Annotated in this window: 40 protein-coding genes; 38 read left to right on the plus strand and 2 right to left on the minus strand. The window is 47.8% G+C overall.

What is annotated here, in order from left to right:
* Nucleotides 1–23 precede the first annotated feature (23 nt).
* From rplB to BN3772_RS22380, 34 genes are all read left to right on the plus strand, one after another.
* Nucleotides 24–854, plus strand: coding sequence for a 50S ribosomal protein L2 (rplB, locus tag BN3772_RS22215; RefSeq protein ID WP_039877399.1), 831 nt, complete (start codon nucleotides 24–26; stop codon nucleotides 852–854).
* 75 nt (nucleotides 855–929) lie between these two features.
* Nucleotides 930–1,208: a 30S ribosomal protein S19 gene (gene rpsS / locus BN3772_RS22220; RefSeq protein ID WP_039877398.1), complete on the plus strand. Its 279-nt coding sequence runs from the start codon at nucleotides 930–932 to the stop codon at nucleotides 1,206–1,208.
* Nucleotides 1,209–1,241: 33 nt separating this feature from the next.
* Nucleotides 1,242–1,574: a 50S ribosomal protein L22 gene (gene rplV, locus BN3772_RS22225; RefSeq protein WP_039877396.1), complete on the plus strand. Its 333-nt coding sequence runs from the start codon at nucleotides 1,242–1,244 to the stop codon at nucleotides 1,572–1,574.
* A 13-nt stretch (nucleotides 1,575–1,587) separates the two neighbouring features.
* Nucleotides 1,588–2,253, plus strand: a complete 666-nt coding sequence (gene rpsC, locus BN3772_RS22230) for a 30S ribosomal protein S3 (protein ID WP_039877395.1) — start codon at nucleotides 1,588–1,590, stop codon at nucleotides 2,251–2,253.
* Between the two features lie 2 nt (nucleotides 2,254–2,255).
* Entirely contained in the window at nucleotides 2,256–2,690 is a 435-nt protein-coding gene (gene rplP, locus BN3772_RS22235) for a 50S ribosomal protein L16 (protein ID WP_039877394.1), read from the plus strand.
* Nucleotides 2,680–2,877 (plus strand): 50S ribosomal protein L29, encoded by a 198-nt coding sequence (gene rpmC, locus BN3772_RS22240; protein ID WP_019908232.1) that lies wholly within the window; start codon nucleotides 2,680–2,682, stop codon nucleotides 2,875–2,877. Before rplP ends, rpmC begins: the two co-directional genes overlap by 11 nt.
* Nucleotides 2,878–2,921: 44 nt before the next feature.
* Nucleotides 2,922–3,188, plus strand: a complete 267-nt coding sequence (gene rpsQ, locus BN3772_RS22245) for a 30S ribosomal protein S17 (protein WP_039877393.1) — start codon at nucleotides 2,922–2,924, stop codon at nucleotides 3,186–3,188.
* 38 nt (nucleotides 3,189–3,226) lie between these two features.
* The gene (rplN, locus tag BN3772_RS22250) at nucleotides 3,227–3,595 is read left to right on the plus strand and encodes a 50S ribosomal protein L14 (RefSeq protein WP_020427062.1); all 369 of its coding nucleotides are present in this window, start codon (nucleotides 3,227–3,229) and stop codon (nucleotides 3,593–3,595) included.
* 58 nt (nucleotides 3,596–3,653) lie between these two features.
* Nucleotides 3,654–4,007: a 50S ribosomal protein L24 gene (rplX, locus tag BN3772_RS22255; protein WP_019908235.1), complete on the plus strand. Its 354-nt coding sequence runs from the start codon at nucleotides 3,654–3,656 to the stop codon at nucleotides 4,005–4,007.
* Nucleotides 4,008–4,036: 29 nt separating this feature from the next.
* Nucleotides 4,037–4,579: a 50S ribosomal protein L5 gene (gene rplE, locus BN3772_RS22260; protein WP_042181069.1), complete on the plus strand. Its 543-nt coding sequence runs from the start codon at nucleotides 4,037–4,039 to the stop codon at nucleotides 4,577–4,579.
* 46 nt (nucleotides 4,580–4,625) lie between these two features.
* Nucleotides 4,626–4,811 carry a type Z 30S ribosomal protein S14 gene (locus BN3772_RS22265; RefSeq protein WP_036589425.1) on the plus strand — a complete coding sequence of 62 codons (186 nt, stop codon included), beginning with the start codon at nucleotides 4,626–4,628 and terminating at the stop codon, nucleotides 4,809–4,811.
* Between the two features lie 32 nt (nucleotides 4,812–4,843).
* Nucleotides 4,844–5,242, plus strand: a complete 399-nt coding sequence (gene rpsH / locus BN3772_RS22270; protein ID WP_042202339.1) for a 30S ribosomal protein S8 — start codon at nucleotides 4,844–4,846, stop codon at nucleotides 5,240–5,242.
* Between the two features lie 30 nt (nucleotides 5,243–5,272).
* A complete protein-coding gene (gene rplF, locus BN3772_RS22275) occupies nucleotides 5,273–5,815 on the plus strand; it encodes a 50S ribosomal protein L6 (RefSeq protein ID WP_042181065.1) in 543 nt (180 codons plus the stop codon).
* An 85-nt stretch (nucleotides 5,816–5,900) separates the two neighbouring features.
* On the plus strand, nucleotides 5,901–6,269 hold the full coding sequence (gene rplR, locus BN3772_RS22280) for a 50S ribosomal protein L18 (protein WP_081947898.1): 369 nt from the start codon (nucleotides 5,901–5,903) through the stop codon (nucleotides 6,267–6,269).
* Between the two features lie 26 nt (nucleotides 6,270–6,295).
* The gene (gene rpsE, locus BN3772_RS22285) at nucleotides 6,296–6,793 is read left to right on the plus strand and encodes a 30S ribosomal protein S5 (protein ID WP_036652980.1); all 498 of its coding nucleotides are present in this window, start codon (nucleotides 6,296–6,298) and stop codon (nucleotides 6,791–6,793) included.
* A gap of 14 nt (nucleotides 6,794–6,807) precedes the next feature.
* A complete protein-coding gene (rpmD, locus tag BN3772_RS22290) occupies nucleotides 6,808–6,993 on the plus strand; it encodes a 50S ribosomal protein L30 (RefSeq protein WP_039877387.1) in 186 nt (61 codons plus the stop codon).
* A 40-nt stretch (nucleotides 6,994–7,033) separates the two neighbouring features.
* Complete coding sequence (rplO, locus tag BN3772_RS22295; RefSeq protein WP_020427058.1) at nucleotides 7,034–7,474, plus strand: 50S ribosomal protein L15; 441 nt, start codon at nucleotides 7,034–7,036, stop codon at nucleotides 7,472–7,474.
* Nucleotides 7,474–8,772, plus strand: coding sequence for a preprotein translocase subunit SecY (secY, locus tag BN3772_RS22300; protein ID WP_042181063.1), 1,299 nt, complete (start codon nucleotides 7,474–7,476; stop codon nucleotides 8,770–8,772). The genes rplO and secY overlap by 1 nt, the downstream gene beginning before the upstream one ends.
* 98 nt (nucleotides 8,773–8,870) lie before the next feature.
* Nucleotides 8,871–9,515 carry an adenylate kinase gene (locus tag BN3772_RS22305; RefSeq protein ID WP_042181062.1) on the plus strand — a complete coding sequence of 215 codons (645 nt, stop codon included), beginning with the start codon at nucleotides 8,871–8,873 and terminating at the stop codon, nucleotides 9,513–9,515.
* Nucleotides 9,516–9,519: 4 nt separating this feature from the next.
* Nucleotides 9,520–10,272 (plus strand): type I methionyl aminopeptidase, encoded by a 753-nt coding sequence (gene map / locus BN3772_RS22310; protein WP_042202341.1) that lies wholly within the window; start codon nucleotides 9,520–9,522, stop codon nucleotides 10,270–10,272.
* Nucleotides 10,273–10,283: 11 nt separating this feature from the next.
* Nucleotides 10,284–10,592: a KOW domain-containing RNA-binding protein gene (locus BN3772_RS22315; RefSeq protein ID WP_042202343.1), complete on the plus strand. Its 309-nt coding sequence runs from the start codon at nucleotides 10,284–10,286 to the stop codon at nucleotides 10,590–10,592.
* Between the two features lie 2 nt (nucleotides 10,593–10,594).
* Nucleotides 10,595–10,810, plus strand: coding sequence for a translation initiation factor IF-1 (infA, locus tag BN3772_RS22320; RefSeq protein WP_018753971.1), 216 nt, complete (start codon nucleotides 10,595–10,597; stop codon nucleotides 10,808–10,810).
* A 53-nt stretch (nucleotides 10,811–10,863) separates the two neighbouring features.
* Nucleotides 10,864–10,977, plus strand: a complete 114-nt coding sequence (rpmJ, locus tag BN3772_RS22325) for a 50S ribosomal protein L36 (protein WP_003322638.1) — start codon at nucleotides 10,864–10,866, stop codon at nucleotides 10,975–10,977.
* 19 nt (nucleotides 10,978–10,996) lie between these two features.
* A complete protein-coding gene (gene rpsM / locus BN3772_RS22330; protein WP_042181056.1) occupies nucleotides 10,997–11,365 on the plus strand; it encodes a 30S ribosomal protein S13 in 369 nt (122 codons plus the stop codon).
* A 19-nt stretch (nucleotides 11,366–11,384) separates the two neighbouring features.
* The gene (gene rpsK / locus BN3772_RS22335) at nucleotides 11,385–11,780 is read left to right on the plus strand and encodes a 30S ribosomal protein S11 (protein ID WP_039877381.1); all 396 of its coding nucleotides are present in this window, start codon (nucleotides 11,385–11,387) and stop codon (nucleotides 11,778–11,780) included.
* A gap of 131 nt (nucleotides 11,781–11,911) precedes the next feature.
* Nucleotides 11,912–12,856 carry a DNA-directed RNA polymerase subunit alpha gene (locus tag BN3772_RS22340; protein ID WP_042181054.1) on the plus strand — a complete coding sequence of 315 codons (945 nt, stop codon included), beginning with the start codon at nucleotides 11,912–11,914 and terminating at the stop codon, nucleotides 12,854–12,856.
* 42 nt (nucleotides 12,857–12,898) lie between these two features.
* Complete coding sequence (rplQ, locus tag BN3772_RS22345) at nucleotides 12,899–13,264, plus strand: 50S ribosomal protein L17 (protein ID WP_019908254.1); 366 nt, start codon at nucleotides 12,899–12,901, stop codon at nucleotides 13,262–13,264.
* A 317-nt stretch (nucleotides 13,265–13,581) separates the two neighbouring features.
* Nucleotides 13,582–14,361, plus strand: coding sequence for a tRNA pseudouridine(38-40) synthase TruA (gene truA / locus BN3772_RS22350; protein ID WP_042202344.1), 780 nt, complete (start codon nucleotides 13,582–13,584; stop codon nucleotides 14,359–14,361).
* Between the two features lie 240 nt (nucleotides 14,362–14,601).
* A complete protein-coding gene (gene rplM, locus BN3772_RS22355; RefSeq protein WP_042181050.1) occupies nucleotides 14,602–15,039 on the plus strand; it encodes a 50S ribosomal protein L13 in 438 nt (145 codons plus the stop codon).
* Nucleotides 15,040–15,059: 20 nt separating this feature from the next.
* Entirely contained in the window at nucleotides 15,060–15,452 is a 393-nt protein-coding gene (gene rpsI, locus BN3772_RS22360) for a 30S ribosomal protein S9 (protein WP_036692433.1), read from the plus strand.
* 218 nt (nucleotides 15,453–15,670) lie between these two features.
* Nucleotides 15,671–16,363, plus strand: a complete 693-nt coding sequence (locus tag BN3772_RS22365) for a phosphoadenylyl-sulfate reductase (protein ID WP_042202345.1) — start codon at nucleotides 15,671–15,673, stop codon at nucleotides 16,361–16,363.
* 45 nt (nucleotides 16,364–16,408) lie between these two features.
* Nucleotides 16,409–17,578 carry a sulfate adenylyltransferase gene (sat, locus tag BN3772_RS22370; protein WP_042202347.1) on the plus strand — a complete coding sequence of 390 codons (1,170 nt, stop codon included), beginning with the start codon at nucleotides 16,409–16,411 and terminating at the stop codon, nucleotides 17,576–17,578.
* Between the two features lie 77 nt (nucleotides 17,579–17,655).
* Entirely contained in the window at nucleotides 17,656–18,402 is a 747-nt protein-coding gene (cwlD, locus tag BN3772_RS22375; protein WP_042202349.1) for an N-acetylmuramoyl-L-alanine amidase CwlD, read from the plus strand.
* Nucleotides 18,403–18,492: 90 nt separating this feature from the next.
* On the plus strand, nucleotides 18,493–19,602 hold the full coding sequence (locus BN3772_RS22380) for an Mrp/NBP35 family ATP-binding protein (RefSeq protein WP_042202354.1): 1,110 nt from the start codon (nucleotides 18,493–18,495) through the stop codon (nucleotides 19,600–19,602).
* Nucleotides 19,603–19,661: 59 nt separating this feature from the next.
* Here the strand turns inward: BN3772_RS22380 and gerD are convergent, their stop codons facing one another.
* Nucleotides 19,662–20,360: a spore germination lipoprotein GerD gene (gene gerD / locus BN3772_RS22385; protein ID WP_042202356.1), complete on the minus strand. Its 699-nt coding sequence runs from the start codon at nucleotides 20,358–20,360 to the stop codon at nucleotides 19,662–19,664.
* Nucleotides 20,361–20,481: 121 nt separating this feature from the next.
* On the opposite strand from gerD, the gene BN3772_RS22390 reads away from it, so the two are divergent.
* On the plus strand, nucleotides 20,482–21,087 hold the full coding sequence (locus BN3772_RS22390; RefSeq protein WP_341872588.1) for a KinB-signaling pathway activation protein: 606 nt from the start codon (nucleotides 20,482–20,484) through the stop codon (nucleotides 21,085–21,087).
* A gap of 169 nt (nucleotides 21,088–21,256) precedes the next feature.
* On the plus strand, nucleotides 21,257–22,078 hold the full coding sequence (locus BN3772_RS22395; protein ID WP_042202358.1) for a PPK2 family polyphosphate kinase: 822 nt from the start codon (nucleotides 21,257–21,259) through the stop codon (nucleotides 22,076–22,078).
* A gap of 45 nt (nucleotides 22,079–22,123) precedes the next feature.
* Here BN3772_RS22395 and pdaB read toward each other — a convergent pair whose 3' ends face one another.
* Nucleotides 22,124–22,930 carry a polysaccharide deacetylase family sporulation protein PdaB gene (gene pdaB / locus BN3772_RS22400; protein ID WP_042202359.1) on the minus strand — a complete coding sequence of 269 codons (807 nt, stop codon included), beginning with the start codon at nucleotides 22,928–22,930 and terminating at the stop codon, nucleotides 22,124–22,126.
* Nucleotides 22,931–23,060: 130 nt separating this feature from the next.
* Here pdaB and BN3772_RS22405 point away from each other — a divergent pair, with 130 nt between their 5' ends.
* Both BN3772_RS22405 and BN3772_RS22410 read left to right on the plus strand, forming a co-directional pair.
* Nucleotides 23,061–23,657: a stage II sporulation protein M gene (locus tag BN3772_RS22405; RefSeq protein ID WP_042202361.1), complete on the plus strand. Its 597-nt coding sequence runs from the start codon at nucleotides 23,061–23,063 to the stop codon at nucleotides 23,655–23,657.
* 248 nt (nucleotides 23,658–23,905) lie between these two features.
* Nucleotides 23,906–24,136 (plus strand): hypothetical protein, encoded by a 231-nt coding sequence (locus tag BN3772_RS22410; protein ID WP_025336637.1) that lies wholly within the window; start codon nucleotides 23,906–23,908, stop codon nucleotides 24,134–24,136.
* Nucleotides 24,137–24,559 lie beyond the last annotated feature (423 nt).

The following is a 24,559-nucleotide window of genomic DNA, read 5'->3' on the forward strand; positions in this document are numbered from 1 at the left end:
CTTGAAGTAAGGAGGAAACTACAGTGCCAATCAAAAAGTACAAACCGACCTCTCCGGCAAGACGCGCTATGTCCGTGTCTACGTTTGAAGAAATCACAACAAACCAGCCAGAGAAATCGTTGCTTGCACCGCTGAGCAAAAAAGCCGGCCGCAACAACCAAGGTAAAATTACGGTTCGTCACCATGGCGGCGGACACAAACGTAAATACCGTATTATCGATTTCAAACGGACTAAAGACGGCATACCAGGTAGCGTTGCTACAATCGAGTATGACCCGAACCGTACTTCCAACATTGCTTTGATCCACTATGCTGATGGAGAGAAACGTTACATTATCGCTCCAAAAGGCCTTAAAGTTGGGGATAAAGTAGAATCCGGCCCTGCAGCGGATATCAAAGTTGGTAACGCACTTCCACTGGCTAACATTCCAGTCGGTACAGTTATCCACAACATTGAGTTGAAACCAGGCAAAGGCGGACAGCTGGTTCGTGCTGCTGGTACAGAAGCTCAATTGCTCGGTAAAGAAGAAAAATACGTATCCGTTCGTTTGAACTCCGGTGAAGTTCGCAGAATTCTGAGCGTTTGCCGTGCAACAATCGGATCCGTAGGTAACGAAGATCATGAATTGATCAAAATCGGTAAAGCCGGACGCAGTCGCTGGCTCGGCCAACGTCCTGAAGTTCGCGGGGTAGTAATGAACCCTAACGATCACCCACACGGTGGTGGTGAAGGCCGCGCTCCAATCGGACGGAAATCGCCTATGTCTCCATGGGGCAAACCAACCCTTGGCTACAAAACGCGTAAGAAAAACAAGGCATCTGATAAATATATCGTTCGCCGCCGCACGAAATAAGACGCTTCTGGCATTAAGACAAGCGCGAAGCGTCGATTCGCGGTTTGAAGAACCGGATGAAGGGAGGATTCATACATGGGTCGCAGTTTAAAAAAGGGGCCGTTTATCGATGGCTACCTGCTGAAAAAAGTTGAGGAACTGAACGCATCAGAGAAGAAAGTTGTAGTAAAAACCTGGTCCCGTCGCTCAACAATTTTCCCTCAGTTTATCGGACATACGTTTGGTGTATATGACGGCCGTAAGCACGTGCCAGTATACGTAACGGAAGATATGGTAGGTCACAAGTTGGGCGAGTTCGCGCCAACACGTACTTACAAAGGCCATGCGGGTGACGATAAGAAAACAAGAAGATAATTACAGGTCTTCGTTCGAGAGGAGGGAAAATAAATGGAAGCAAAAGCACATGCTAGATCGGTGCGGATTTCTGCTCGTAAAGCGAAACTGGTTGTTGACTTGATTCGCGGCAAGCAAGTGGGGGAAGCAATTGCAATTCTTCGCCACACTCCAAAATCCGCTTCTCCGGTAGTTGAAAAGCTGCTTAACTCGGCGATTGCCAATGCTGAGCACAACTACTCCATGGACGTAAACAGTCTGTTCGTTAGCGAGATTTTCGTTAACCAGGGTCCTACTATGAAACGTTTCCGTCCGCGCGCCATGGGCCGTGCAAGCCGGATCAATAAACGTACCAGCCACATTACTTTGGTGGTATCTGAGAAATAAGGAGGGATAACACGTGGGTCAAAAGGTAAATCCAGTCGGACTCCGAATCGGTGTCATTCGCGATTGGGAATCTAAATGGTATGCAGGCAAAGATTTCGGTACTCTTTTAATGGAAGACGTCAAAATCCGTGAATACCTTAAAGGAAAATTGAAAGATTCCTCTGTTTCCCGCATCGAGATCGAAAGAGCGGCAAGCCGAGTGAATGTTACAATTCACACTGCTAAACCGGGTATGGTAATTGGTAAAGGCGGAGCAGAAGTAGAAGTACTTCGCAACGCAGTTACAGCTATCGCCGGTGGCAAAAAGGTTCACATCAACATCAACGAAATTAAGCACCCTGAATTGGATGCTATTCTTGTAGCTGAAAGCATTGCACAACAGCTGGAGCGTCGTGTATCGTTCCGTCGTGCTCTGAAACAAGCAATTCAAAGAACTATGCGCTCCGGTGCAAAAGGAATCAAAACTCAGGTTGGCGGACGTCTTGGCGGCGCTGAGATTGCCCGTTCAGAAGGTTATAGCGAAGGAACAGTTCCACTTCATACGCTTCGTGCCGATATCGACTACGGAACGGCTGAAGCACATACTACTTACGGCCGTATCGGTGTGAAAGTATGGATCTACCGTGGAGAAGTTCTTCCCCCAGCTAAGAAACAAGCTGCTCAGGAAGGAGGCAACTAATCATGTTGGTACCAAAACGCGTTAAACACCGCAAGCAACAACGCGGTCACATGAAGGGTATGGCTAAGGGCGGTACAGAACTTAACTTCGGCGAATTCGGCCTGCAAGCTCTGGAACCATCTTGGATCACTAACCGTCAGATCGAAGCTGCCCGTATTGCAATGACACGTTACATCAAACGTGGTGGTCAGGTCTGGATTAAGATTTTCCCGGATAAGCCAATTACTCAGAAGCCTCTTGAGGTTCGTATGGGTAGTGGTAAAGGTAACGTTGAGAAATGGGTAGCAGTAGTTAAACCGGGTAAGATTATGTTCGAACTCGGAGGCGTGTCGGAAGAAATCGCTCGTGAAGCGATGCGTCTTGCCGCTCACAAGCTGCCTGTAAAGACTAAGTTTGTGAAACGTGAAGAAGTGGGTGGTGAAGCAAATGAAAGCTAATGAACTTCGCAACTTAACCACTGCCGAGATTGAACAAAAGATCGCTGGTTTCAAAGAAGAACTTTTCAATCTCCGTTTCCAATTGGCTACCGGTCAGCTGGATAACCCTACTCGGATTCGTGATGTGCGCAAGGAAATAGCTCGTGCTAAAACCGTTATCCATCAAAGAGTACTTGGGATTAGTTAAGTGAGGGCGGATCACCAGATCCGTAATCAGGAAGGAGGCTAACTATGAGCGAAGAACGTAACGCACGTAAAGTGCTGATCGGTAAAGTAGTCAGCGACAAAATGGATAAAACCATTGTAATTGCTGTTGAAACCTATAAAAAGCACAACCTGTACCACAAACGCATCAAGTCCACGAAGAAATTCAAGGCACATGATGAAGGTAACGTTGCGAAAATTGGTGATGTTGTGAAAGTCATGGAAACTCGTCCATTGTCTAAGGACAAACGTTGGAGACTTGTTGAAGTGGTAGAAGCAGCGGTTATCATCTAAGATAATCAGACAGTTTTTCCGGAAGGAGGAAATTAATAATGATTCAACCATTTACACGTTTGCATGTGGCTGACAACTCTGGTGCGAAGGAACTGATGTGTATCCGCGTACTGGGTGGTACTGGACGCCGTACAGCAGCAATCGGTGATCTGATTGTTTGTTCCGTTAAACAAGCAACACCAGGCGGCGTTGTCAAAAAGGGTGATGTTGTTAAAGCGGTAGTCGTTCGTACTAAACGTTCTGTACGCCGTAAAGACGGTTCTTACATTTCTTTTGACGAAAACGCAGCTGTTGTTGTTAAAGACGACAGAAGCCCACGCGGAACACGTATCTTCGGACCAGTTGCTCGCGAACTTCGCGATAAGGACTACATGAAGATCGTTTCCTTGGCACCGGAAGTAATCTAATAAGTTACCCTACAGTAACGTGAAGTACTGAAAAGGTTAGTCATAGGAGGTGTAATCAATGCCTAGAGTGAAAAAAGTTCTGGAATCCCATAACAATAAACTGCACGTGAAAAAAGATGATGTGGTGCTTGTGATCAGCGGGAAAGACAAAGGTAAAAAAGGCCGTGTCATCGCTGCTTATCCTCGCGAAAACCGCGTTCTGGTAGAAGGCGTAAACATGGTGAAAAAACACCAGAAGCCTAACCAGCTGAATCCGCAAGGCGGAATCATCGAGCAGGAAGCTTCGATCCATGTGTCCAACGTAATGCACATCGATCCGAAGAGCGGTAAAGTAACACGTATCGGTTACAAAGTGCTCGATAACGGTAAGAAGGTTCGGGTAGCTAAGAGATCCGGAGAGATTATCGACTAATTAGTCCTAAAGAAAGGAGGTAAATCTTCATGGCAGCAAGAATGAAAGAACGTTATTTGAATGAAATTACACCTGCTCTAATGCAGAAGTTCAACTATACAACTGTTATGCAAGTACCTAAGATCGAGAAGGTTGTCATCAACATGGGTGTGGGTGACGCTGTTCAGAACTCCAAAGTACTGGATGCTGCAGTTAACGACATGCAATTGATCTCTGGTCAAAAGCCAGTCATCACTAAAGCAAAGAAATCCATCGCCGGTTTCAAACTGCGCGAAAACATGCCGATCGGGGTTAAAGTTACACTGCGCGGCGAGCGCATGTACTACTTCCTGGACAAATTGTTCAACGTAACGCTTCCACGCGTACGTGACTTCCGCGGTGTATCCACCAAAGCCTTCGACGGCCGTGGTAACTACACGCTTGGTCTTAAAGAACAACTGATCTTCCCGGAAATCGAGTATGACAAAGTGGATAAGGTGCGCGGTATGGACATCGTTATCGTAACTACTGCAAAGACGGATGAGGAATCCCGTGAGCTGCTGAATCAGCTGGGAATGCCTTTCGCTAAGTAACAAATATCCATTTTCTCCGAAACTGTTTAGGAGGTGTCAGGCTAAAGTGGCAAAAACTTCGATGAAAGTCAAACAACAACGCGAACCTAAGTTCAAAGTGCGTGCATATACACGTTGTGAGCGTTGCGGTCGTCCACATTCGGTACTGCAAAAGTTCAAAATTTGCAGAATTTGTTTCCGTGAGTTAGCTTATAAAGGCCAGATCCCTGGCGTGAAAAAAGCAAGTTGGTAAGAAGTTTATAACAGGGAAGGAGGTTTACACACATGACTATGTCTGATCCTATTGCAGATATGCTTACTCGTATTCGTAACGCTAACATTGTGCGTCACGAGACAGTAGAAATGCCTGCTTCTACTATGAAAAAACAAATCGCGGACATCCTGAAGCGTGAAGGCTTCATCCGTGATGCGGAATTCGTTGAAGATAGCAAACAAGGGATTATCCGTATCTTCTTGAAATACGGCCCTAGCCAGGAGCGCGTTATCACTGGTCTGAAGAGAATCAGTAAGCCAGGTCTTCGTGTTTACACGAAGAGCAACGAAGTGCCTCGTGTACTTGGTGGCCTGGGAATCGCGATTATCTCCACTTCTAAGGGAGTTATGACCGACAAAGAAGCTCGTCAATCCAAATCCGGCGGAGAAGTTGTCTGCTACGTATGGTAATAAACGTCACAAGATAAGGAGGTGCAACACATGTCTCGTATTGGTCGCAAACCAATCGCAGTACCTAGCGGTGTAGATGTCACTTTAGACAACGCCGTTATTACAGTAAAAGGTCCTAAAGGCACTTTGACTCGTGAACTTCATAAAGACATGAAGGTTACAGTTGAAAATAACGAAATTACCGTTGTTCGCCCGTCGGACAACAAATTGCATCGTTCACTTCACGGCACAACCCGCTCCGTTGTCAACAACATGGTGAGCGGTGTGACTGAAGGTTTCTCGAAATCTCTGGAGCTGGTTGGGGTCGGATATCGTGCAAGCAAATCCGGAGATAAAATCGTTCTGAACGTTGGTTACTCCCACCCGGTTGAAATTACACCGGAAGCTGGTATCGAGTTCGAAGTTCCTGCGAACACGAAAATCATCGTTAGAGGTATCGATAAAGAACGCGTTGGTGCTTATGCTGCTAAGATCCGTTCCGTACGTGAACCAGAACCGTATAAAGGTAAAGGTATTAAGTACGAAGGCGAACGTATTATCCGTAAGGAAGGTAAAGCCGGTAAGAAGAAATAATCGGCTTACTCTTCTTCATAAGATACCCCGTGCATCGTAAAGTGAAGCTGCTATGCAGCAAACTGAAGGGAGTGAAATGGAAGTCATGATTACAAAAGAGGACAAAAACAAGGCTCGTCTCAAAAGACACCTGCGGGTACGTAAAAAGATCCAAGGAACTGTTGAGCGTCCACGTTTGAACGTGTTCCGTTCTTCGAAACACATCTATGCTCAATTGATCGATGACGTGACAGGCGTTACAATCGTATCTGCCTCCACTCAAGATAAAGAACTGAGCGCAACAATCGGCAATGGCGGCAGCGTTGAAGCTGCAAGCAAAGTGGGCAAACTGGTCGCTGAGCGTGCTAAAGCAAAGGGTTATGCAGTGGTTGTATTTGACCGCGGCGGATACTTGTACCATGGACGGATTCAGGCTTTGGCTGATGCAGCTCGCGAAGCTGGTCTTGAATTCTAGAATATTTCTAAAAGGAGGTTAACGACTTGCGTGTAGATCCGAACAGTTTAGAGCTGACAGAAAGAGTTGTACACATTAACCGTGTAGCAAAAGTTGTAAAAGGCGGACGCCGTTTCAGCTTTAGTGCACTTGTTGTTGTGGGCGACGGCAACGGCTATGTCGGTGCGGGTATCGGTAAAGCCGGTGAAGTTCCGGATGCCATCCGTAAAGGCATTGAAGACGCTAAGAAAAACCTGATTCACATTCCAATCGTAGGAACTTCGATTCCTCACCTCGTTACTGGACATTTCGGCGCAGGACGCGTGCTGCTGAAACCAGCTTCCGAAGGTACTGGCGTTATCGCCGGCGGTCCTGTTCGTGCAGTATTGGAATTGGCAGGCGTTGGCGACATTTTGACAAAATCTCTGGGTTCTTCGAATTCCATGAACATGGTCAATGCAACTTTAGAGGGTCTTTCCCGTCTGAAGCGCATTGAAGAAGTCGCGAAACTTCGCGGCAAATCTGTCGAAGAATTACGCGGTTAAGGAGGGGAACGTCAATGGCTAAATTGCAAATTACCCTCGTTCGCAGTGTAATCGGTCGTCCACAGACACAACGTGTTACTGTTAAGACGCTCGGCCTGGGCAAAACCAACTCGACCGTGGTTCACAATGACACTCCTGCAATTCGCGGGATGATCAACAAAGTGGGCCACTTGCTGTCCGTAACAGAAATTGAAGGCTAAATGCCTCGCATAAATTAACAAACATAAGGAGGTGCAAACGATGAAGTTACATGAACTTGCTCCAGCTCCTGGATCCCGTAAAGAACGCAACCGCGTTGGTCGCGGACCAAGTAGCGGTAACGGTAAAACGTCCGGACGCGGTCATAAAGGTCAGAACTCCCGTTCCGGCGGTGGTGTTCGTCCTGGCTTCGAGGGTGGTCAAAACCCGCTCTATCGTCGTCTGCCTAAACGTGGTTTCATCAATCCTACCCGTAAAGAGTATGCGATTGTGAACCTGGAAGATCTGAACAGCTTTGCTGAAGGAACTGAAGTGACTCCACAGTTGCTGATTGAAACTGGTGTTGTCAAGAATTCCAAGAGCGGCATCAAGATCCTCGGCAATGGCGAACTGGCCGTTAAATTGACTGTACAAGCAAATAAGTTCTCTCAATCTGCGGTAGAGAAAATCGAGGCTGCCGGCGGTAAAACCGAGGTGATCTAATGTTCAAGACGCTTAAGAATATATGGCATGTTGAAGATTTGCGCAAAAAGATCCTGTTTACCCTGTTCGTTCTGATCATCTACCGCATCGGTTCGTTTGTACCGGTTCCCGGTGTGAACAAAGAAGTACTGGAGACAGCAAATCAGGGCGGCGAAGCCTTGATGGGTCTTTTGAACACCTTCTCGGGCGGAGCGCTCAAAAACTTCTCGATTTTTGCGATTAGTATTTACCCGTACATTACAGCATCCATCATCGTGCAATTGCTCTCGATGGATGTTGTTCCCAAGTTTGCCGAATGGGCTAAGCAAGGGGAGCACGGGAAAAAACAACTGGCACAAATCACCCGGTACGGTACAGTTGTACTCGGTCTGATTCAAGCGTTTGCGACCTCCATCGGGTTTAACCGGATTTACGGCACTGAGATGATTCCAAATGCAACCTTTGCTGATTACCTGCTGATTGCGATCATACTGACTGCAGGTACATCGTTCCTGATGTGGCTTGGTGAGCAGATCACTGAAAAGGGAATAGGAAACGGGATTTCGATCCTGATTTTTGCGGGGATCGTCGCCGCCATTCCGGGATATATCACGACTACGGCGCAATCAAGCTTTATTCAGCCGGATCAGATGTTCCTGAATATTCTTAAAGTCGTTATCGTACTGATTGTGCTTGTGGCAATTGTTGTCGGAGTTATCTTCGTACAGCAAGGGATTCGTAAGATTCCTGTGCAATACGCCAAACGAGTAGTCGGTAACAAAATGTACGGTGGACAGAATACACATATTCCGCTTAAAATCAATGCGGCAGGTGTTATTCCGGTAATCTTCGCTGTATCATTGCTTCAATTCCCAATTGTAATTTCAAGCTTCTGGTCAACCCATGAATGGGCTAAATGGATCACCAACAACCTTGCTCATGATAAGCCGCTCGGTATGGTCCTTTATGTGATCATGATCATCGGATTTACGTTCTTCTACACGTTTGTTCAGATGAATCCGCAGCAAATGGCTGACAACATGAAAAAGAATGGTGGATACATTCCGGGTATTCGTCCAGGTAAAGCAACTGAGAAATATCTGACTAGAGTAATGTCGCGTCTGACTATGTCCGGTGCGTTGTTCCTGGCAGTGATCTCTGTAATGCCGGTACTCTTTGGTTCACTATCCGGGTTGCCACGTGAAGTACAGATTGGCGGTACCGCACTGCTGATCGTGGTCGGTGTAGCACTGGATACGATGAAACAGATCGAGAGCCAATTGATCAAACGCCATTACAAAGGCTTCATCAACAAATAGGCGATAGGTTCCGGTGAAGCTAAGGTCTACTTACTTGCCGGCACCTATTGTGCTGTTTCTTGCTTGGTGGCGAACTTTTGGGGGGAGAAGAGAGAAACGTGAACATTTTATTCATGGGCCCTCCTGGGGCAGGCAAGGGAACACAGGCAGCTGTTATTGTAAAAGAACTCGGCATTCCGCATATTTCGACAGGCGACGCGTTCCGGTTAGCAATTAAGGAGCAGACACCCGTCGGGCTGAAAGCCAAGTCCTATATCGATCAAGGCTTGCTTGTACCTGATGATGTGACCATTGGAATCGTTGAGGAACGGCTCCAGCAGTCCGATTGCGAAAAAGGTTTCTTATTGGATGGTTTTCCAAGAACCCTTTCGCAAGCGGAAGCGCTGGAAGAGCTTTTAAGCCGTGCCGGCACTTCACTGGATCATGTGATCAACTTGAATGTAGACCGTGGACTGCTGATGGCGCGTCTTACCGGACGCCGGATCTGTAAGGTTTGCGGTGCATCCTACCATCTGATTTTCAATCCGCCGAAGCAAGAAGGCATTTGCGATATTGATGGCGGGGAACTGTATCAACGTCCGGATGACAACGAAGAGAGTGTAGGCAAGCGTCTGGATGAGTATGATAATAAGACAGCGCCTTTGCTTGCATTCTATGAGAATAAAGGTCTGTTGCGCCAGGTAAACGGAGAGAACGAAATCGACGTCGTTACTTCCGAAATTGTATCTTTACTGCGGGGTTAATGTAATGATCATTTGTAAATCCGAACAGGAACTTGCCTATATGAGGGAAGCTGGTCGAATTGTTGCCGAGAGTCACCGGCTGATTGCTGAGGCCATCCAGCCTGGGATCACCACCGGAGAACTCGACAGAATCGCCGATCAATACATTCGCAGTCAAGGTGCAGTGCCATCTTTCAAAGGTTACAACGGTTTTCCTGCCAGCATTTGCGCTTCAGTCAACGAACAATTGGTGCATGGGTTTCCGGGCAAACGCAAACTGATCGAAGGCGACATTGTTACGCTGGATATTGGTGCTGAGTACCGCGGTTATCACGGTGATTCCGCTTGGACCTACGGAGTAGGCAGCATTTCTGATGAGGCCCAGCGTCTGCTGGATGTCACAGAAGGCTCCTTGTACGCAGGACTGGCGTTAGTTAAGCCGGATGTGCGCTTGTTTACAATTTCCCATGCGATCCAGCAGTACATCGAGGACGCCGGATTCTCCGTCGTGCGCGAGTATGTTGGCCATGGCATCGGGGCAAAACTGCATGAAGAACCGCAAATTCCGAACTATGGCATAGCGGACCGCGGGCCACGTCTGAAGCCGGGTATGGTACTCGCGATTGAGCCGATGGTAAACGCAGGGGACAGATATGTCAGAACTCTGGAAGATAACTGGACGGTCGTTACGGTAGACGGTTCACTCTGTGCCCACTTTGAGCATACAGTAGCAGTTACACCGGACGGCATGGAAATTTTCACAAAACTGAATGCGTAGGTGATCTTCACGTGAATACCGGGAGCAGCCCGCAGGTTGGTCAGATCGTGAGAATTCTCAAAGGCAAGGATGCCGGAGAGGCTGCCGTTGTTATCGCAGTTGTTGACAGCAGGTTTGTATTCATTGCTGACGGAGACAAACGAAAGTTTGACGGGCCGAAGAAGAAGAATATTCATCATCTGGAGCTCATACCCTTCATAAGCATTGAGGTTGTGAACAGTTTGGAAGAAACCGGCCGGGTAACCAATGGAAAACTGCGGTTCGCAGTGATGAAATATGGCGATCCAGCTGGAAAAAGTGCTTATGAGAAAGGAGACTAACTGTGGCTAAAGAAGATGTCATTGAGGTAGAAGGAACGGTCATTGAGCCGTTGCCGAATGCAACATTTAAGGTTGAGCTTGAGAACGGTCATCAAATTCTTGCCCATGTGTCCGGGAAATTGCGGATGCACTTTATCCGTATCCTAACCGGAGACAAAGTGGTCGTGCAGTTATCGCCTTATGATTTATCAAAAGGCCGTATAACTTACCGTAAATAGATGGGAACTACAACGAAAGTTTTGCGTCGCAAAACTTTGAGGAGGTAATTAACATGAAGGTAAGACCTTCTGTGAAGCCCATTTGCGAAAAATGCAAAGTCATCCGCCGCAAAGGGACTGTTATGGTAATTTGCGAAAATCCGAAACACAAACAAAAACAAGGTTAAGAAGGGGGTGTAGCGTAAAATGGCTCGTATAGCTGGTGTGGATTTGCCACGTGACAAACGCGTTGAGATCGCCTTGACTTATATTTTCGGAATCGGTAAAACGACTTCCCAGAAAATTCTTAATGAAACAGGCATTAACGTTAACACACGTGTCCGTGATTTGACGGAAGATGAAGTCAGCAAACTGCGTGAAACGATCGACAAATCGGTCAAGGTTGAAGGTGACCTGCGTCGTGAAATTTCCTTGAATATTAAGCGTCTTACTGAGATCGGGTGTTACCGCGGTGTTCGTCACCGTCGTGGATTGCCTGTTCGCGGTCAACGCACTAAAACCAATGCTCGTACCCGTAAAGGCCCGCGCCGTACGGTAGCAAACAAAAAGAAATAAGAAGAGGTGATAAGAGACAATGGCTAAACCGAAAAAAGTCGTACGTACAAAACGTCGCGACCGGAAAAATATCGAGTCTGGCGTGGCACATATCCGTTCCACGTTCAATAACACTATCGTTACGATCACGGACCCTCACGGAAATGCAATTTCCTGGGCAAGCTCCGGTGGTCAAGGATTCAGAGGTTCCCGTAAATCGACTCCATTTGCAGCGCAAATGGCAGCCGAATCTGCTGCTAAAGCAGCTATGGAACACGGCATGAAGTCCGTTGAAGTTATGGTTAAAGGACCGGGTGCGGGCCGCGAAGCTGCCATCCGTTCCCTTCAGGCCGCTGGTCTTGAAGTAAACCTCATTAAAGACGTAACTCCGGTTCCTCACAATGGATGCCGTCCGCCAAAACGTCGTCGCGTATAGTGAAATCAGAATTGTGATTGTGGTATAATTCTGACGCATCTGCTAATAATAGGTGTTTAGGCATACTACATGATGCACCTGATGGGGTGACAGTTTCATATAGGAGCGACGTTTGAAGGAGGGGTACACTCGTGATAGAAATCGAAAAGCCGAAGATTGAGACCGTAGAAGCCAATGATGAAGGAACCTATGGGAAATTCGTAGTTGAACCGCTGGAACGTGGATATGGCACGACTCTGGGGAACTCACTTCGCCGGATTCTGCTGTCCTCCCTGCCGGGAGCCGCAGTGACTTCGGTCCAAATTGACGGCGTTTTGCATGAGTTCTCGACCGTTCCTGGCGTAATGGAAGATGTGACGGAAATCATTCTGAACCTAAAAGCTCTTTCCCTGAAGATTCATTCAGACGAAGAGAAAGTGTTCGAGATTGATGCTGAGGGTGAAGGCATTGTTACCGCAGGTGATATCCGTGCGGACAGCGATGTTGAAATCCTCAACCCGGATCTTCATATTGCAACGCTGGGACCTGGCGCGAGACTTCACATGCGCATTTTTGCAGGCCGTGGTCGCGGCTATGTCCAAGCAGACCGGAACAAACGCGACGATCAGCCAATCGGTGTAATTCCGGTTGACTCTATCTACACCCCGATTTCCCGCGTAAACTATGTCATTGATAACACTCGTGTCGGACAAGTGACTAACTATGACAAGCTGACGCTGGAAGTTTGGTCAGATGGCAGTATCAGACCGGAAGAGGCAGTAAGCCTCGGAGCCAAAATTTTGAACGAACACCTTGTTTTATTCGTAGGTCTTACGGATGAAGCGAAGGACGCCGAAATTATGGTAGAAAAAGAAGAAGACAAAAAAGAAAAAGTGCTTGAGATGACAATCGAAGAGCTTGATCTTTCTGTCCGTTCCTACAACTGTCTCAAACGTGCCGGTATCAATACCGTACAAGAGCTTACTACGAAAACTGAAGAAGATATGATGAAGGTCCGTAATCTGGGCCGCAAATCTTTGGAAGAAGTTCAAGAGAAGCTTGAAGAGCTTGGTTTGGGTCTTCGTACAGAAGAATAGTAATTCAATTGCTTGAGTACTTGAGTGAAGGAGGGAAAACAAATGGCATACCAAAAATTGGGCCGTGATTCCAGTGCGCGTAAAGCATTGTTCCGTGACATGGTAACGGATCTGTTCCTATACGAGCGCATCCAGACAACGGAAGCCAAGGCGAAGGAAGTTCGTTCCATCGCTGAGAAACTGATCACTAAAGCTAAGAAGGGCGATCTTCATGCTCGCCGTCAAGTAGCTGCTTTTGTTCGTCGCGAGACTGTAGATGGTGAACAAGATGCAATCCAAAAATTGTTCTCTGATATTGCTCCTCGTTACACAGAGCGTCCAGGCGGATACACTCGTATCCTGAAGCTGGGACCTCGCCGTGGCGACGCTGCGCCTATGGTTTATCTTGAACTGGTAGACCGCGCGTAAGTATACAAGTCATGATTTCCGATTTGTACTCTTTAAGTTCATGATCTCCGGAGAATGGGCAGTAAGTATTATTGTTATTGTGCTGCAGGGGCGTTATGACCCTGCTGTCCCAATAACCGCGGGAATCACCTTGTAAAGAGTAGAAGGAGCTCCCGCCGGGGCTCTTTTTTTTAAATATAAGGATGTTTTACGCTGTAAATCATCCTTATATTTCTTGCAGAAACGGCTACCGTCTGTTAGGACGGATAAGCCGTTTCTACTTGTGAAATTGAATTACGGTTAAGTGAGCTGAGCAGCAGCTTGAAAGGAAAAATGGAATGCGCAATCTATTGATGAAGGTCAATTATGACGGAACCCATTATGATGGCTTTCAGACCCAGCCTCAGGGCAATACGATTCAGGATCGGCTGGAGCAGGCAATTCTTCATCTGACCGGTGATGCGCTGAAGATTACAGCCTCGGGACGGACAGATGCGGGAGTTCATGCTTACGGCCAGCCGTTCAACTTCCTGACTTCCTCACAAATTCCGCTGGAACGCTGGTGTCTGGCGCTTAACGCCAGATTACCGAAGGATATCGTTGTTACAGAGGCGAAGGAGGTTCCGCTATCGTTCCACTCTCGCAGGGGGGCTAAGCGTAAAACCTACCGGTACACGATTAACGGGAACCGGTTTCCCGATCCGTTCCAGCGGCGCTGGCAGCAGCATCATCCACTGAAGCTGGATGTAGCGGCTATGCAGCAGGGATTGGCACATCTAGTGGGTACCTATGACTACACCTCGTTTGCTTCGCGGAAGTCTACCAAGACCTCCCATGTACGGACGATCTATGAAGCTCATATGGAGATTGACCGCAGTATGTGCCGGCCCGGCTCGGATGATCAGGGAGTTATTCATACTTATATTACCGGCAGCGGATTTCTGCAGCACATGGTCCGTATTATTATGGGAACGCTAATTCAGGTGGGTGAACGTAAGTACCAGGCGGACAAAGTGGCGGATATTCTGGCTGCATGCGACCGCGCTGCGGCAGGTCCTACGGCTGTTGCCAAGGGGCTTGCACTATGGAGTGTGGAATATGATGAGGACAATGAATAAATGTTCGGTAGACCATTATCTTCTAACAGAAAATAAATCAGATCTGGATTAAAAATCACTTGCACTTGTCATGTTTATGCTGTAATATAAAAGTTGTGTTTTCTTGATGGCTATCCCACAGCCCCGATCAAGAAAATGCCAACCAAACAAGCTTTACTTAACTAACTTAATCGTAATTCCAATGAGAAATTAGATATACGAAACAGATGATTTTCGTACGAGAACAAGGAGGAAACATTCATGCGTACCACCTATATGGCGAAGCCGAACGAAGTTGAACGCACTTGGCACATTATTGATGCCGAAGGCAAAACACTTGGTCGTCTGGCTAGCGAAGCCGCTGCTCTGATCCGTGGCAAACACAAACCGCAATTCACTCCACACGTTGATACTGGTGATTTCGTAATTGTTATCAACGCTGAGAAGATTCACCTGACAGGTAAGAAACTGCAGAACAAGAAATACTACCGTCACTCGATGCACCCAGGCGGTCTGAAAGTAACAACTGCTGATCAGCTGCTGAAGACTAAACCTGAGCGTGTGATTGAATCTGCTGTACACGGTATGATTCCTAAGACTCGTCAAGGCGACCATATGAAGCTGAGACTTAAAGTTTATGCAGGCGTAGAGCATCCACATGCAGCACAAAAACCTGAAGTTTACGAACTTCGCGGATAAGAATAGAGGAGGACAGTTTCATGGCACAAGTACAATACTATGGGACAGGTCGTCGTAAACATTCGGTAGCACGTGTTCGCCTTGTACCGGGTGAAGGACGCATTGTCATTAACAAACGTGAGATGGATGAGTACTTCGGTGTAGAAACACTGAAGATGATCGTAAGACAACCTTTGAACCTGACTGAAACACTTGGCAGCTACGATGTAATCGTACTTGCACACGGTGGCGGCATTTCCGGTCAAGCTGGCGCAATCCGTCACGGGATCTCCCGTGCATTGCTCAAAGTAGACCCTGAATATCGCGGTACGCTGAAGAAAGCCGGCTTCCTGACTCGTGACCCACGTATGAAGGAACGTAAGAAATACGGCCTCAAAGCTGCTCGTCGCGCTCCACAGTTCTCGAAACGTTAATATTCCTTTTCTTTCAAGGATTTCAAGCCTCTGGCCCTTTTGGGTCAGAGGCTTTTTATATTCTCCTGCAGCCTCCGATTTATTCCTGCCAGCGACTTTAACCCATAATGGAAAAAAGTATTGACTTCAGCGGTGCATCGCTTATACTATTCCATATAAGAATAGTTGGAATTGACGGAACAGGCACTTTTTAGATATCAGGATGGAGGAGTACAATAATGAATCTGCTTGAGAAAGAGGATCTGATTAAGGTTAAGGCTGAGGAACTGGAGAGTGCTTCACCCGAAGAAATTATCCGCTGGGCGGTAGAGACTTTTCCCAACATTACATTTGCCTGCAGCTTCGGTGCTGAAGATGTAGTGCTTGTCGATATGCTTCAGAAGGTAAGCCCTTCAACAGATGTATTCTATCTGGATACAGACTTCCATTTTAAAGAAACGTATGAGACCAGAGATGTTATGGCGGATAAATACGGATTGGAGTTTGTCCGGGTATCTCCGCAGATCTCTGTCGATGAGCAGATTCAGCAATATGGTGATAATCTCTGGAGTGTTGATCCTAATCAATGCTGCGCTATCCGCAAAGTAGAGCCGCTTACCCGGATTCTGTCCCAGTATGAAGCATGGATTACCGGTATCCGACGTGACCAGGCTCCGACCCGTGCCAACTCCAAAAAAGTGGAGTACGATTATAAATTTGGTCTGGTAAAGTTTAATCCGATTGCTGACTGGACTTCTGAGGATGTATGGAATTATATCCGTGCTAACAATGTAGTCTATAACCCGCTGCATGACCGTAACTTCCCGAGTATCGGCTGTGAGCAGTGCACCCGGGCTGTAATGCCTGGAGAAGACCCCCGTGCCGGCAGATGGTCAGGTAATGAGAAGACAGAATGCGGACTGCATAAATAATCAGGCACTCATATCAATGTTAATACACAGGAGGAGAGTAACCAGATGACGTCTATACTTCCACACGGAGGAACACTGATTCAGCGTATTGTGGAGGGAGCGCAGAGAGAAGAACTGCTGCAGCAAGCCTCAGAGAACAAGTCGATTGCAATTAATACATGGACGATATCTGATCTTGATCTGATTGGGGTTGGAGCCTTTTCACCGCTTACCGGCTTCCTGAATGAAAGAGACTACCATTCAGTAGTGAGCAATATGCGCCTTTCTGATGGCACGGTGTGGAGTATTCCTGTTACTTTGGCTGTAGAAGAGAAGGTTGCTTCCGGCCTTGCGGTAGGGGATACAGTCTCTCTTATCGGTGAGGATGATGGCGTTATCTATGGTCTGCTCGCTGTTGAGAGTATCTATAGTGTAGACCAGCAGGCCGAAGCTCAGAATGTATTCAAAACTACTGATCCCGCACATCCAGGTGTCAGCAAACTGCTGGCCCGTCCGTCTACGTATGTAGGAGGACCGATCAGAGTGCTTAACCGCCCGCAGCCGGAGAAGTTCGGAGAGTTCTATTTTGACCCTGCTGAGACCCGTAGGATCTTTGCTGAGAAGGCATGGAGAACCGTTGTAGGCTTCCAGACACGTAATCCTGTGCATCGTGCCCATGAGTATATCCAGAAGTGTGCTATGGAGGTTGTAGACGCCCTGTTCCTCAATCCTCTGGTGGGTGAGACCAAATCGGATGACGTTCCTGCGAATGTTCGGATGAAGAGCTACCTGGCGCTGCTGGAGAACTACTATCCTGCTGACCGCACCTTCCTGGGCGTATTCCCGGCAGCGATGCGTTATGCAGGTCCAAGAGAAGCAGTTTTCCATGCTATGGTCCGCAAAAATTACGGCTGCACGCATTTTATTGTCGGCCGGGATCACGCCGGGGTAGGGGACTACTATGGTACCTATGAAGCACAGGAGATTTTCTCCAACTTTACGGCAGAGGATTTGGGGATTACCCCTCTCTTTTTCGAACACAGCTTTTTCTGCGTGAAATGCGGAAATATGGCTTCCAGCAAAACCTGCCCGCATCCGGCAGATCAGCATCTGACATTATCCGGTACCAAAGTGCGCGGACTGCTCCGTGAAGGGAAATGCCCTCCCCCGGAATTCACCCGGCCTGAAGTTGCAGAGATTCTGATTGAGGGTATGTCTGAGCAGGTAAACGTCTAAATTAAAGAGCCGGTACTATTTGGCCCTCTTGTCCCATATAGATGAGTAGAATCTATCGGGACGAGGGGGTCTTTGTTATGTCTGGCCGAAAGGAAGGAAAGGTCTCGGTCTGGATTGCCTGGAGCAGTGTGAAAAAGAGTATGCTCGGAATGCTGCTGCTGGCCGTGATGATCGGCATCATAGCCTATGATATGCCTACCGCGAAGACGCTGAATTACTGGAGCCTGCCGCTGTCCGGTAAAATAATCGCTATCGATGCCGGACACGGCGGCCCCGACGGAGGGGCGGTCAGCAAAAACGGGTTAATTGAGAAGGATATCAACCTGTCCGTCTCCTTGTATTTGCGGGACTATCTGCAGCAGGCTGGCGCGATCGTAGTTATGACCCGGGAAGGGGACTATGATCTTGCCGGAGAAGCAACAAAAGGCTACTCAAAGCGGAAAACGGAAGATCTGAAGCAGAGGGTCCGCAGTATTGAAGAGGAAGGGGCAGACCTTTTCATAAGCGTACATATGAACAGTGTGCCTTCAAACCGCTGGAGCGGCGCGCAGACCTTTTTTTACCCGAACAATGAAGGCAACAAAGCATTGGCCGGATTTATTCAGGATGAGCTGCGCACGACGCTGGAGAATACCAACCGTGTCGCCAAAACAGTAAATACAGTCTATCTGCTGAAAATGCTGAAAATGCCGGCGGCCCTTGTTGAGGTGGGTTTTCTCTCACATCCCGGGGAGTCCGTCCTGCTTGGAGATGATGTGTACCAGCGGAAGGTTGCTACGAGTATTTACCGGGGAATTCTGGCTTATGCAGCGGAGCAGCCGTGAGCTGGGACTACTCATCAGTTAAAGGGTAATGCTATAATAAGACCAAAAACCGGAGCCTTACCCTTCCGGAAAGAAACAGAGGTGCTTTCCATGCAGACCAGGGAACAAATTCAGGAATTATTGCAGCCGCTTACCGACCCGGAATCCGGAAAAAGCCTTATTGAATTGCAGCTGATTCGTGACATTATGATTAAAGAAGACAGAATTTCCTTATCGATTGTCTGTCTTGAAGAAGAGGAAGCAAGCCGGATGGAACTGGAGCAGCAGGTGCGTGATCTGCTGACCGGAGGAGGACTACAGAACATTCATATCAGGCTGCGTGATGCAACCGATTATGAGCGTTCTCTTCTGCGCGGAGAGAGCACACCGGACAAGCAGGAGCTAGAGCAGGGTACGTCACTGAAGGGGCACGCAGCAGGCCTTGAGGACCATGAACTGCTGGATGAGAACTCGGGTGTGAAGTTCATTGCAGTGGCCAGCGGCAAGGGGGGAGTCGGCAAGTCGACCGTAACCGTCAATCTTGCAGTAGCATTGGCGCGCAAGGGCAAGAAGGTAGGGCTGATTGATGCCGATATCTACGGCTTCAGCATTCCAGACATGATGGGGATTGAAGAGGGTCCGGTTGTAGAGGACGGAACCATTATTCCGGTGGAACGTTTTGGAGTAAAAGTAATGTCGATGGGCTTTTTCATACGTGAGAATAGTCCGGTTATCTGGAGAGGGCCGATGCTGGGCAAAATGCTCCGCCAGTTCTTCGGCGATGTAGGCTGGGGCGAACTTGATTATATGCTGCTTGATCTTCCGCCTGGTACAGGCGATGTGGCGCTGGACGTACACCAGATGCTTCCGCACAGCAAAGAGATTATTGTGACTACCCCGCATGCCACAGCAGCCTTTGTAGCAGCCAGAGCGGGTTCTATGGCGCTTCAGACTGATCACGAGGTACTGGGCGTCATCGAGAACATGGCTTATTATGAATGCTCCTCCTGCGGGCAGAAGGAGTATATCTTCGGACGCGGCGGAGGAGCCAGGCTGGCAGAGACGCTTCATACGGAGCTGCTGGCCCAGGTGCCGCTTGGCGCACCGGACAACCATATTTCAGAGCCGGACTTCTCACCTTCCGTATACAAAGCGGAGACTAAGACGGCACAGCTATTCGCGGAGGTTGCAGACAGACTGATTGCCAAATACGAACAATAAGCACTACGCAAGCACCTAAAAAAGAGGCTTATCCGCATATAGGGATAAGCCTCTTTTATTTAAGAGCCGGAATCGTCTCCGCCCTCCTGCTTCGAGCTGTCCCCGCCGCTCTCCTGATCGCCGCCGGACCCGCCTGCCTTCTCATCACCCTTTTTCTGAACCTTAGGCTGGAGCTCGTCCTGAACAACTGTTTTAAGCAATCCCAGCACTTCCATACGGAAGAGCGGGTTCTGCATCGCTTCCTGCATAATGGTCATGGACTGCTTGCGGTAATCGGAAGTCTTGGTAAGATCCAGGAACATTTTCATCATTTCAGGCGACTTCATAATTTCTTCGATCGATTTCTGATAGGTCGGGTCTTTGATTAGCTGCAGGTGCAGCTCTTTGCTCTGGCTGTTGATGGCTTTGGCGAATTCGCCCGCAAAGGTCGGATCAGTCATGATTTTCTCAATTTCCTTCTGGTACTCGGGGGCGGTGATTGTATCTTTAACCGCAATCCGGATCTGTTCCGTTGTCTGCAGCGGCATCATTTTCATGCTTAGCCCGCTAACGCTGCTGCCTTCAGTACCGGAGCCGGTGGTCAAAGCTTCCTCGACTGCCTTTTTACCTTCATCGCTTTTTAATATATCAACAACCATCGTCTTCATTTCCTTATATCCCATCTGGCTGGAAGAACTGCTCTGTTCTCCTCCGCAGGCTGTTAAGGTGAGTACCAGGCTTAGTACCAGGCCTCCAGACAACAAACTCCTCCACTTCATTGGCGCTGCCCTCCTTTATAGGAATCCTGAGGGTAGTATGCCGCACGGGGTCACAGGTTATAACGCAGACATGATGGTTTTTTGACGGCAGGCTTGGTAAAATAAATCTGACACAGGGGAGGTGGAGTGGCTGAGTATAAGGAAATGGTATCACCTGTTCTGGACCACACTTCTGATAGGCGCTGCCGCGGCCGGTTTGACCGGACTTGTACTGCAGACAGTTAATGGCGGTATAAGCTTTAAAAGCGCGGCAGATCTGCTTCTGTACCTTCTTATACTGCTTGGTTCCGGAATGCTTGTGAGCGTTTACGCACAGCTGGGTTTTTTTGCTTACCTGATCCTCAATTACATGGGGAACGGCGTGTTTTCCCGCAAAGCGTGGCAGTACATACAGCTGGTACTGGCTGTGGTGGCCCTGCTTGAGCTGGTGTTCCTGAGGGCCTTTCTCGGAGGAGAAAGAGCAGGCGGAGCTGACCTTCTCCTGGGGAGTGGAATTCTGATTGCAGCTGCGGCCGTATCGTATTTCAAAGTGCGCAGCACAAAAGCTGCCGCAGCAATTCCGACCTTTTTCTTCATGACTGCCATTACCATTGTGGAGACGATAGGTGTGCTTCAGATCGGCGTAGATAATGCCACTGTGTTTATTGTTCTTCCGCTGATTGCCTGTAATGCGTTCCAGATTTTACGGCTGCACCATATCCTTAAACCGCAGCCGTCATTACAGTAATCCATACCAAAACCCCAGTGCTCTAAGAAAGAGACCGGGGTTTTCTTGTTCATTCCAGCGCGATTAAAATGAAATCAGAAAGGTTAATCTTAAAGGACAGCTTACACAAAATAAGCAACGACTGTACCGCCGGAAGTCAATGAAATCAGTTAAGCAGGGAGGGGCATATATGAACATTAAGCGTTATATGATAAAAGACACAAGTGAAAACATTCTGAGCCAGCTCGATCCGTCAGAACGCGGTGACTTTGACTCCAAAGAAAAAGCTGCAGCCAAAATGGAGAAGCTGAAGGAACGCCTTGCCGAGCTGCAGGATATCCTATTCGCCCAAAAGAAGCATTCGCTGCTGGTTATTCTGCAGGGCATGGATTCAAGCGGAAAGGATGGAACGGTGAAGCATATCTTTTCCGGCATTAACCCCCAGGGCTTTATTGTTACCAGCTTCAAGAAGCCGTCTCTTGAGGAGGAGGCACATGATTTTCTGTGGAGAGTGCATATGAAGACCCCGCCCAAGGGTTATATCGCTGCCTTCAACCGCTCTCATTATGAAGATGTCCTTGTACCCCGGGTACACGGCAGTCTTAAGAAGAAGGACATGAAACGGCGCTTCCGCTACATCCGCCAGTTTGAGGAAATGCTGGTGGAGGAAGGCACGACAGTAATCAAGCTGTTCCTGCATATCTCGAAGGAGAAGCAGCTGGAGAAAATCCAGGAGCGGCTTCATGATCCGACTAAGCACTGGAAGTTCGATGCCAGTGATCTGCAGGAGCGGGAATACTGGGACGATTATCAAAAGGCTTATGAGGATGTCTTCCGGGAAACCGGAACAGAGCAGGCACCCTGGTACTGGATTCCGGCTAATCACCGCTGGTACCGCAACTATCTGGCATTGTCCATTGTAGTCCAAACGCTGGAGAGTCTCGACCTCAGCTATCCAAAGCTGGATACGCCTACGCCTGAGATATCAGAACTCATATCCCCGCGCCATTAAAGGGAGAAGCCAGACAATGCGGTACGCATGAATGATACGATAAAGCTACATTCCCGCGGCGTCTTCGAGCCCCTGATTCAGTGAAGCGGAATCACGGACTTCTGTGCCTTCGGCGCTGCTCTGGCTAATCAGCTCAGATACAGTGACGAATTCATATCCCTGGCTGCGGAGGTTATCAATGATCTGCGGTAGAGCCTCATGGGTCTGTTTACAGGAGTCGCTGGCATGCAGGAGGATAATATCCCCCGGATGAGCCTTACTCGTAACCCGGTTGACGATATTGTCTACACCGATATTTTTCCAGTCCAAAGAATCTGTATCCCATTGGATGACCTTGTAACCCAGATCGGTGGCGACCTGAAGCACCCTTTTATCAAAATCACCATTCGGCATACGGATCAGGTTAGGCTCTTTGCCTGTTAATTCAGTCAATACAGTGTGGGCAGTTGAAATTTGTGTACGGATCTCCTCATTGCTGAGGGTGCTGTAATTAACATGCTTATGCCCGTGGCTTCCGATTTCGAAGCCTGATTCCTTAATACTGGTGACGATTTCCGGATGCGTTTTGCTCCACGGCGAGGAGAGGAAGAAGGTGGCCTTGTCTACCTTTTTGTCCTCCAGCACCTTCAGGATCGGTTCAGGCCGCTTTTCACCCCAGCTAATGTCGAAGGTTAAAGCGATCAGCTTCTTTTGCGTTGGCACACTGTAAATGGCAGACGGGGCTTGGGCATCAGAGAATACGGTAATGTTACCCCTTTCCACGTATACAACACCAGCGGCCAGAAGCGCAGCGGCAAAGATGTAAATGAACCGTTTTATCTTTTTGCCGCTGAATACATAAAAAGAATTCATACTAGCAGCGCTCCTCTCCCATACGAAATGGCTTGTTTGTTCTAAATGTATGCTCGTACCTAACGCTTATGACCTCAACCGGACTAGAAATCTCTTTCACAGCTTGTACTACACAATACAGGAGGCCTTTATGTTCTCGTTTACAAGGTTTATTAAAGATCTGGGAGCAATCCGTAAGGCGCTGCTTCTGGCGCTAATACTCTTTCTGGCGGGGGGAGTGCTCGGCTGGATCGGCACCGACAGTCTGCAAAGGCTGCTAGCGCAGCAGCTTGAAGGGTTAAGCAGCATCAGCGGAAAGCTTATGGATTCGGATAATCCGGAATGGAGCTTTTTCACCTTTATTTTTTTGAACAATAGCATTAAAAGTGTAGCGGTTATCTTTTTGGGTGCGCTGTTTGGTATCGTACCTGCATTCTTTTTATTGATAAACGGTGCAGTTATCGGCTATCTGATTCATTTATCAGCCCAGCAGGGAGTAGATTTGTTCGACCTTATAGTAAAAGGGCTGCTTCCGCACGGGATCATTGAAATTCCGGCTATTATTATCGCTTGTGCTTTCGGGCTTCATTTTGGCGGCAGGGTTGTTAAGAGTATGATCGGAAGAAGCAGGGATAACAGCTGGCCTGAATTTATGCGGCAGACATTGACGGCTTCAGTCTGGATTGTGCTCCTGCTGCTGCTAGCCGCAATTATTGAGAGTACAATTACATTAGCGCTTTTATCATAAAATTTCTAAAAATTGAGCATACCATTAAGGCCATTAAGATATGGGGATTCTTTACATCAGACAACTCACTTGAGGATATGCGGACTATTAAGAGAATTTTAGCAATTATGGTTATAGTTCCTATGCTCCGGTTAATCTAGTGTAAGCGGGTATTCTCGCAGGATCTCCATCAATGGACTAACTTCTAACACACAAATAGCAGCGCTCAAGGTTTCGAAACTTAAAATATGATGAAGGAGGCCAAGCATATGTTGGGGATGTTGTTCAATGAAAAGGAATGTAAGGAGCTGGATTATGTTCTGCGAAAAGAGCTCGACGAAATGCTTCTTGATTTAAGCGATCAGCGCTTGGACCAAAATATCAGGCATGCAATTGCTAACCGATATAAAACCGTTTTCCGTATGTACGCACGGTTTGCTCCGCAAAAGGAGCTGTCCAAATACGCATGGGGCGGCCGGTCGTCCCAGTTTAAGCATTAAAATATTGAGCTGCTGCCTATAAATATGTGTGCTTGGCCATTAATTTCATAAAAAGTGTTGACTTAATAGGAGCGTGCGTGATACATTATATCTCGCGCTCCTTTTGATTTTAAAAGAGAGTATGCACGGCAAGGAAAAACGAAAAAAACTTTTTTCAAAAAAACACTTGCCAAAACGAATAACACTGTGATATATTATAAAAGTCGCCGCTGACAAAGACGACGACAAGGAAAAGCATTGAATTGGTCTTTGAAAACTGAACAACGAGTGAGTGGGAATCACCTTGGTGATTTCAAAAGTAGAGAATGTAAATTCTCGTCAGATGTTTCAAAATGAGCAATCGCTCTTTTCGATAGTTTTCGGATGGTTATTTCCTCGAAGTCATTCGGGTGAAGTAGCCGCTCGGAAAAACCTAATTGGAGA

The organism is Paenibacillus camerounensis (genome assembly GCF_000723885.1).
GTDB classification, from domain to species: domain Bacteria; phylum Bacillota; class Bacilli; order Paenibacillales; family Paenibacillaceae; genus Paenibacillus_AQ; species Paenibacillus_AQ camerounensis.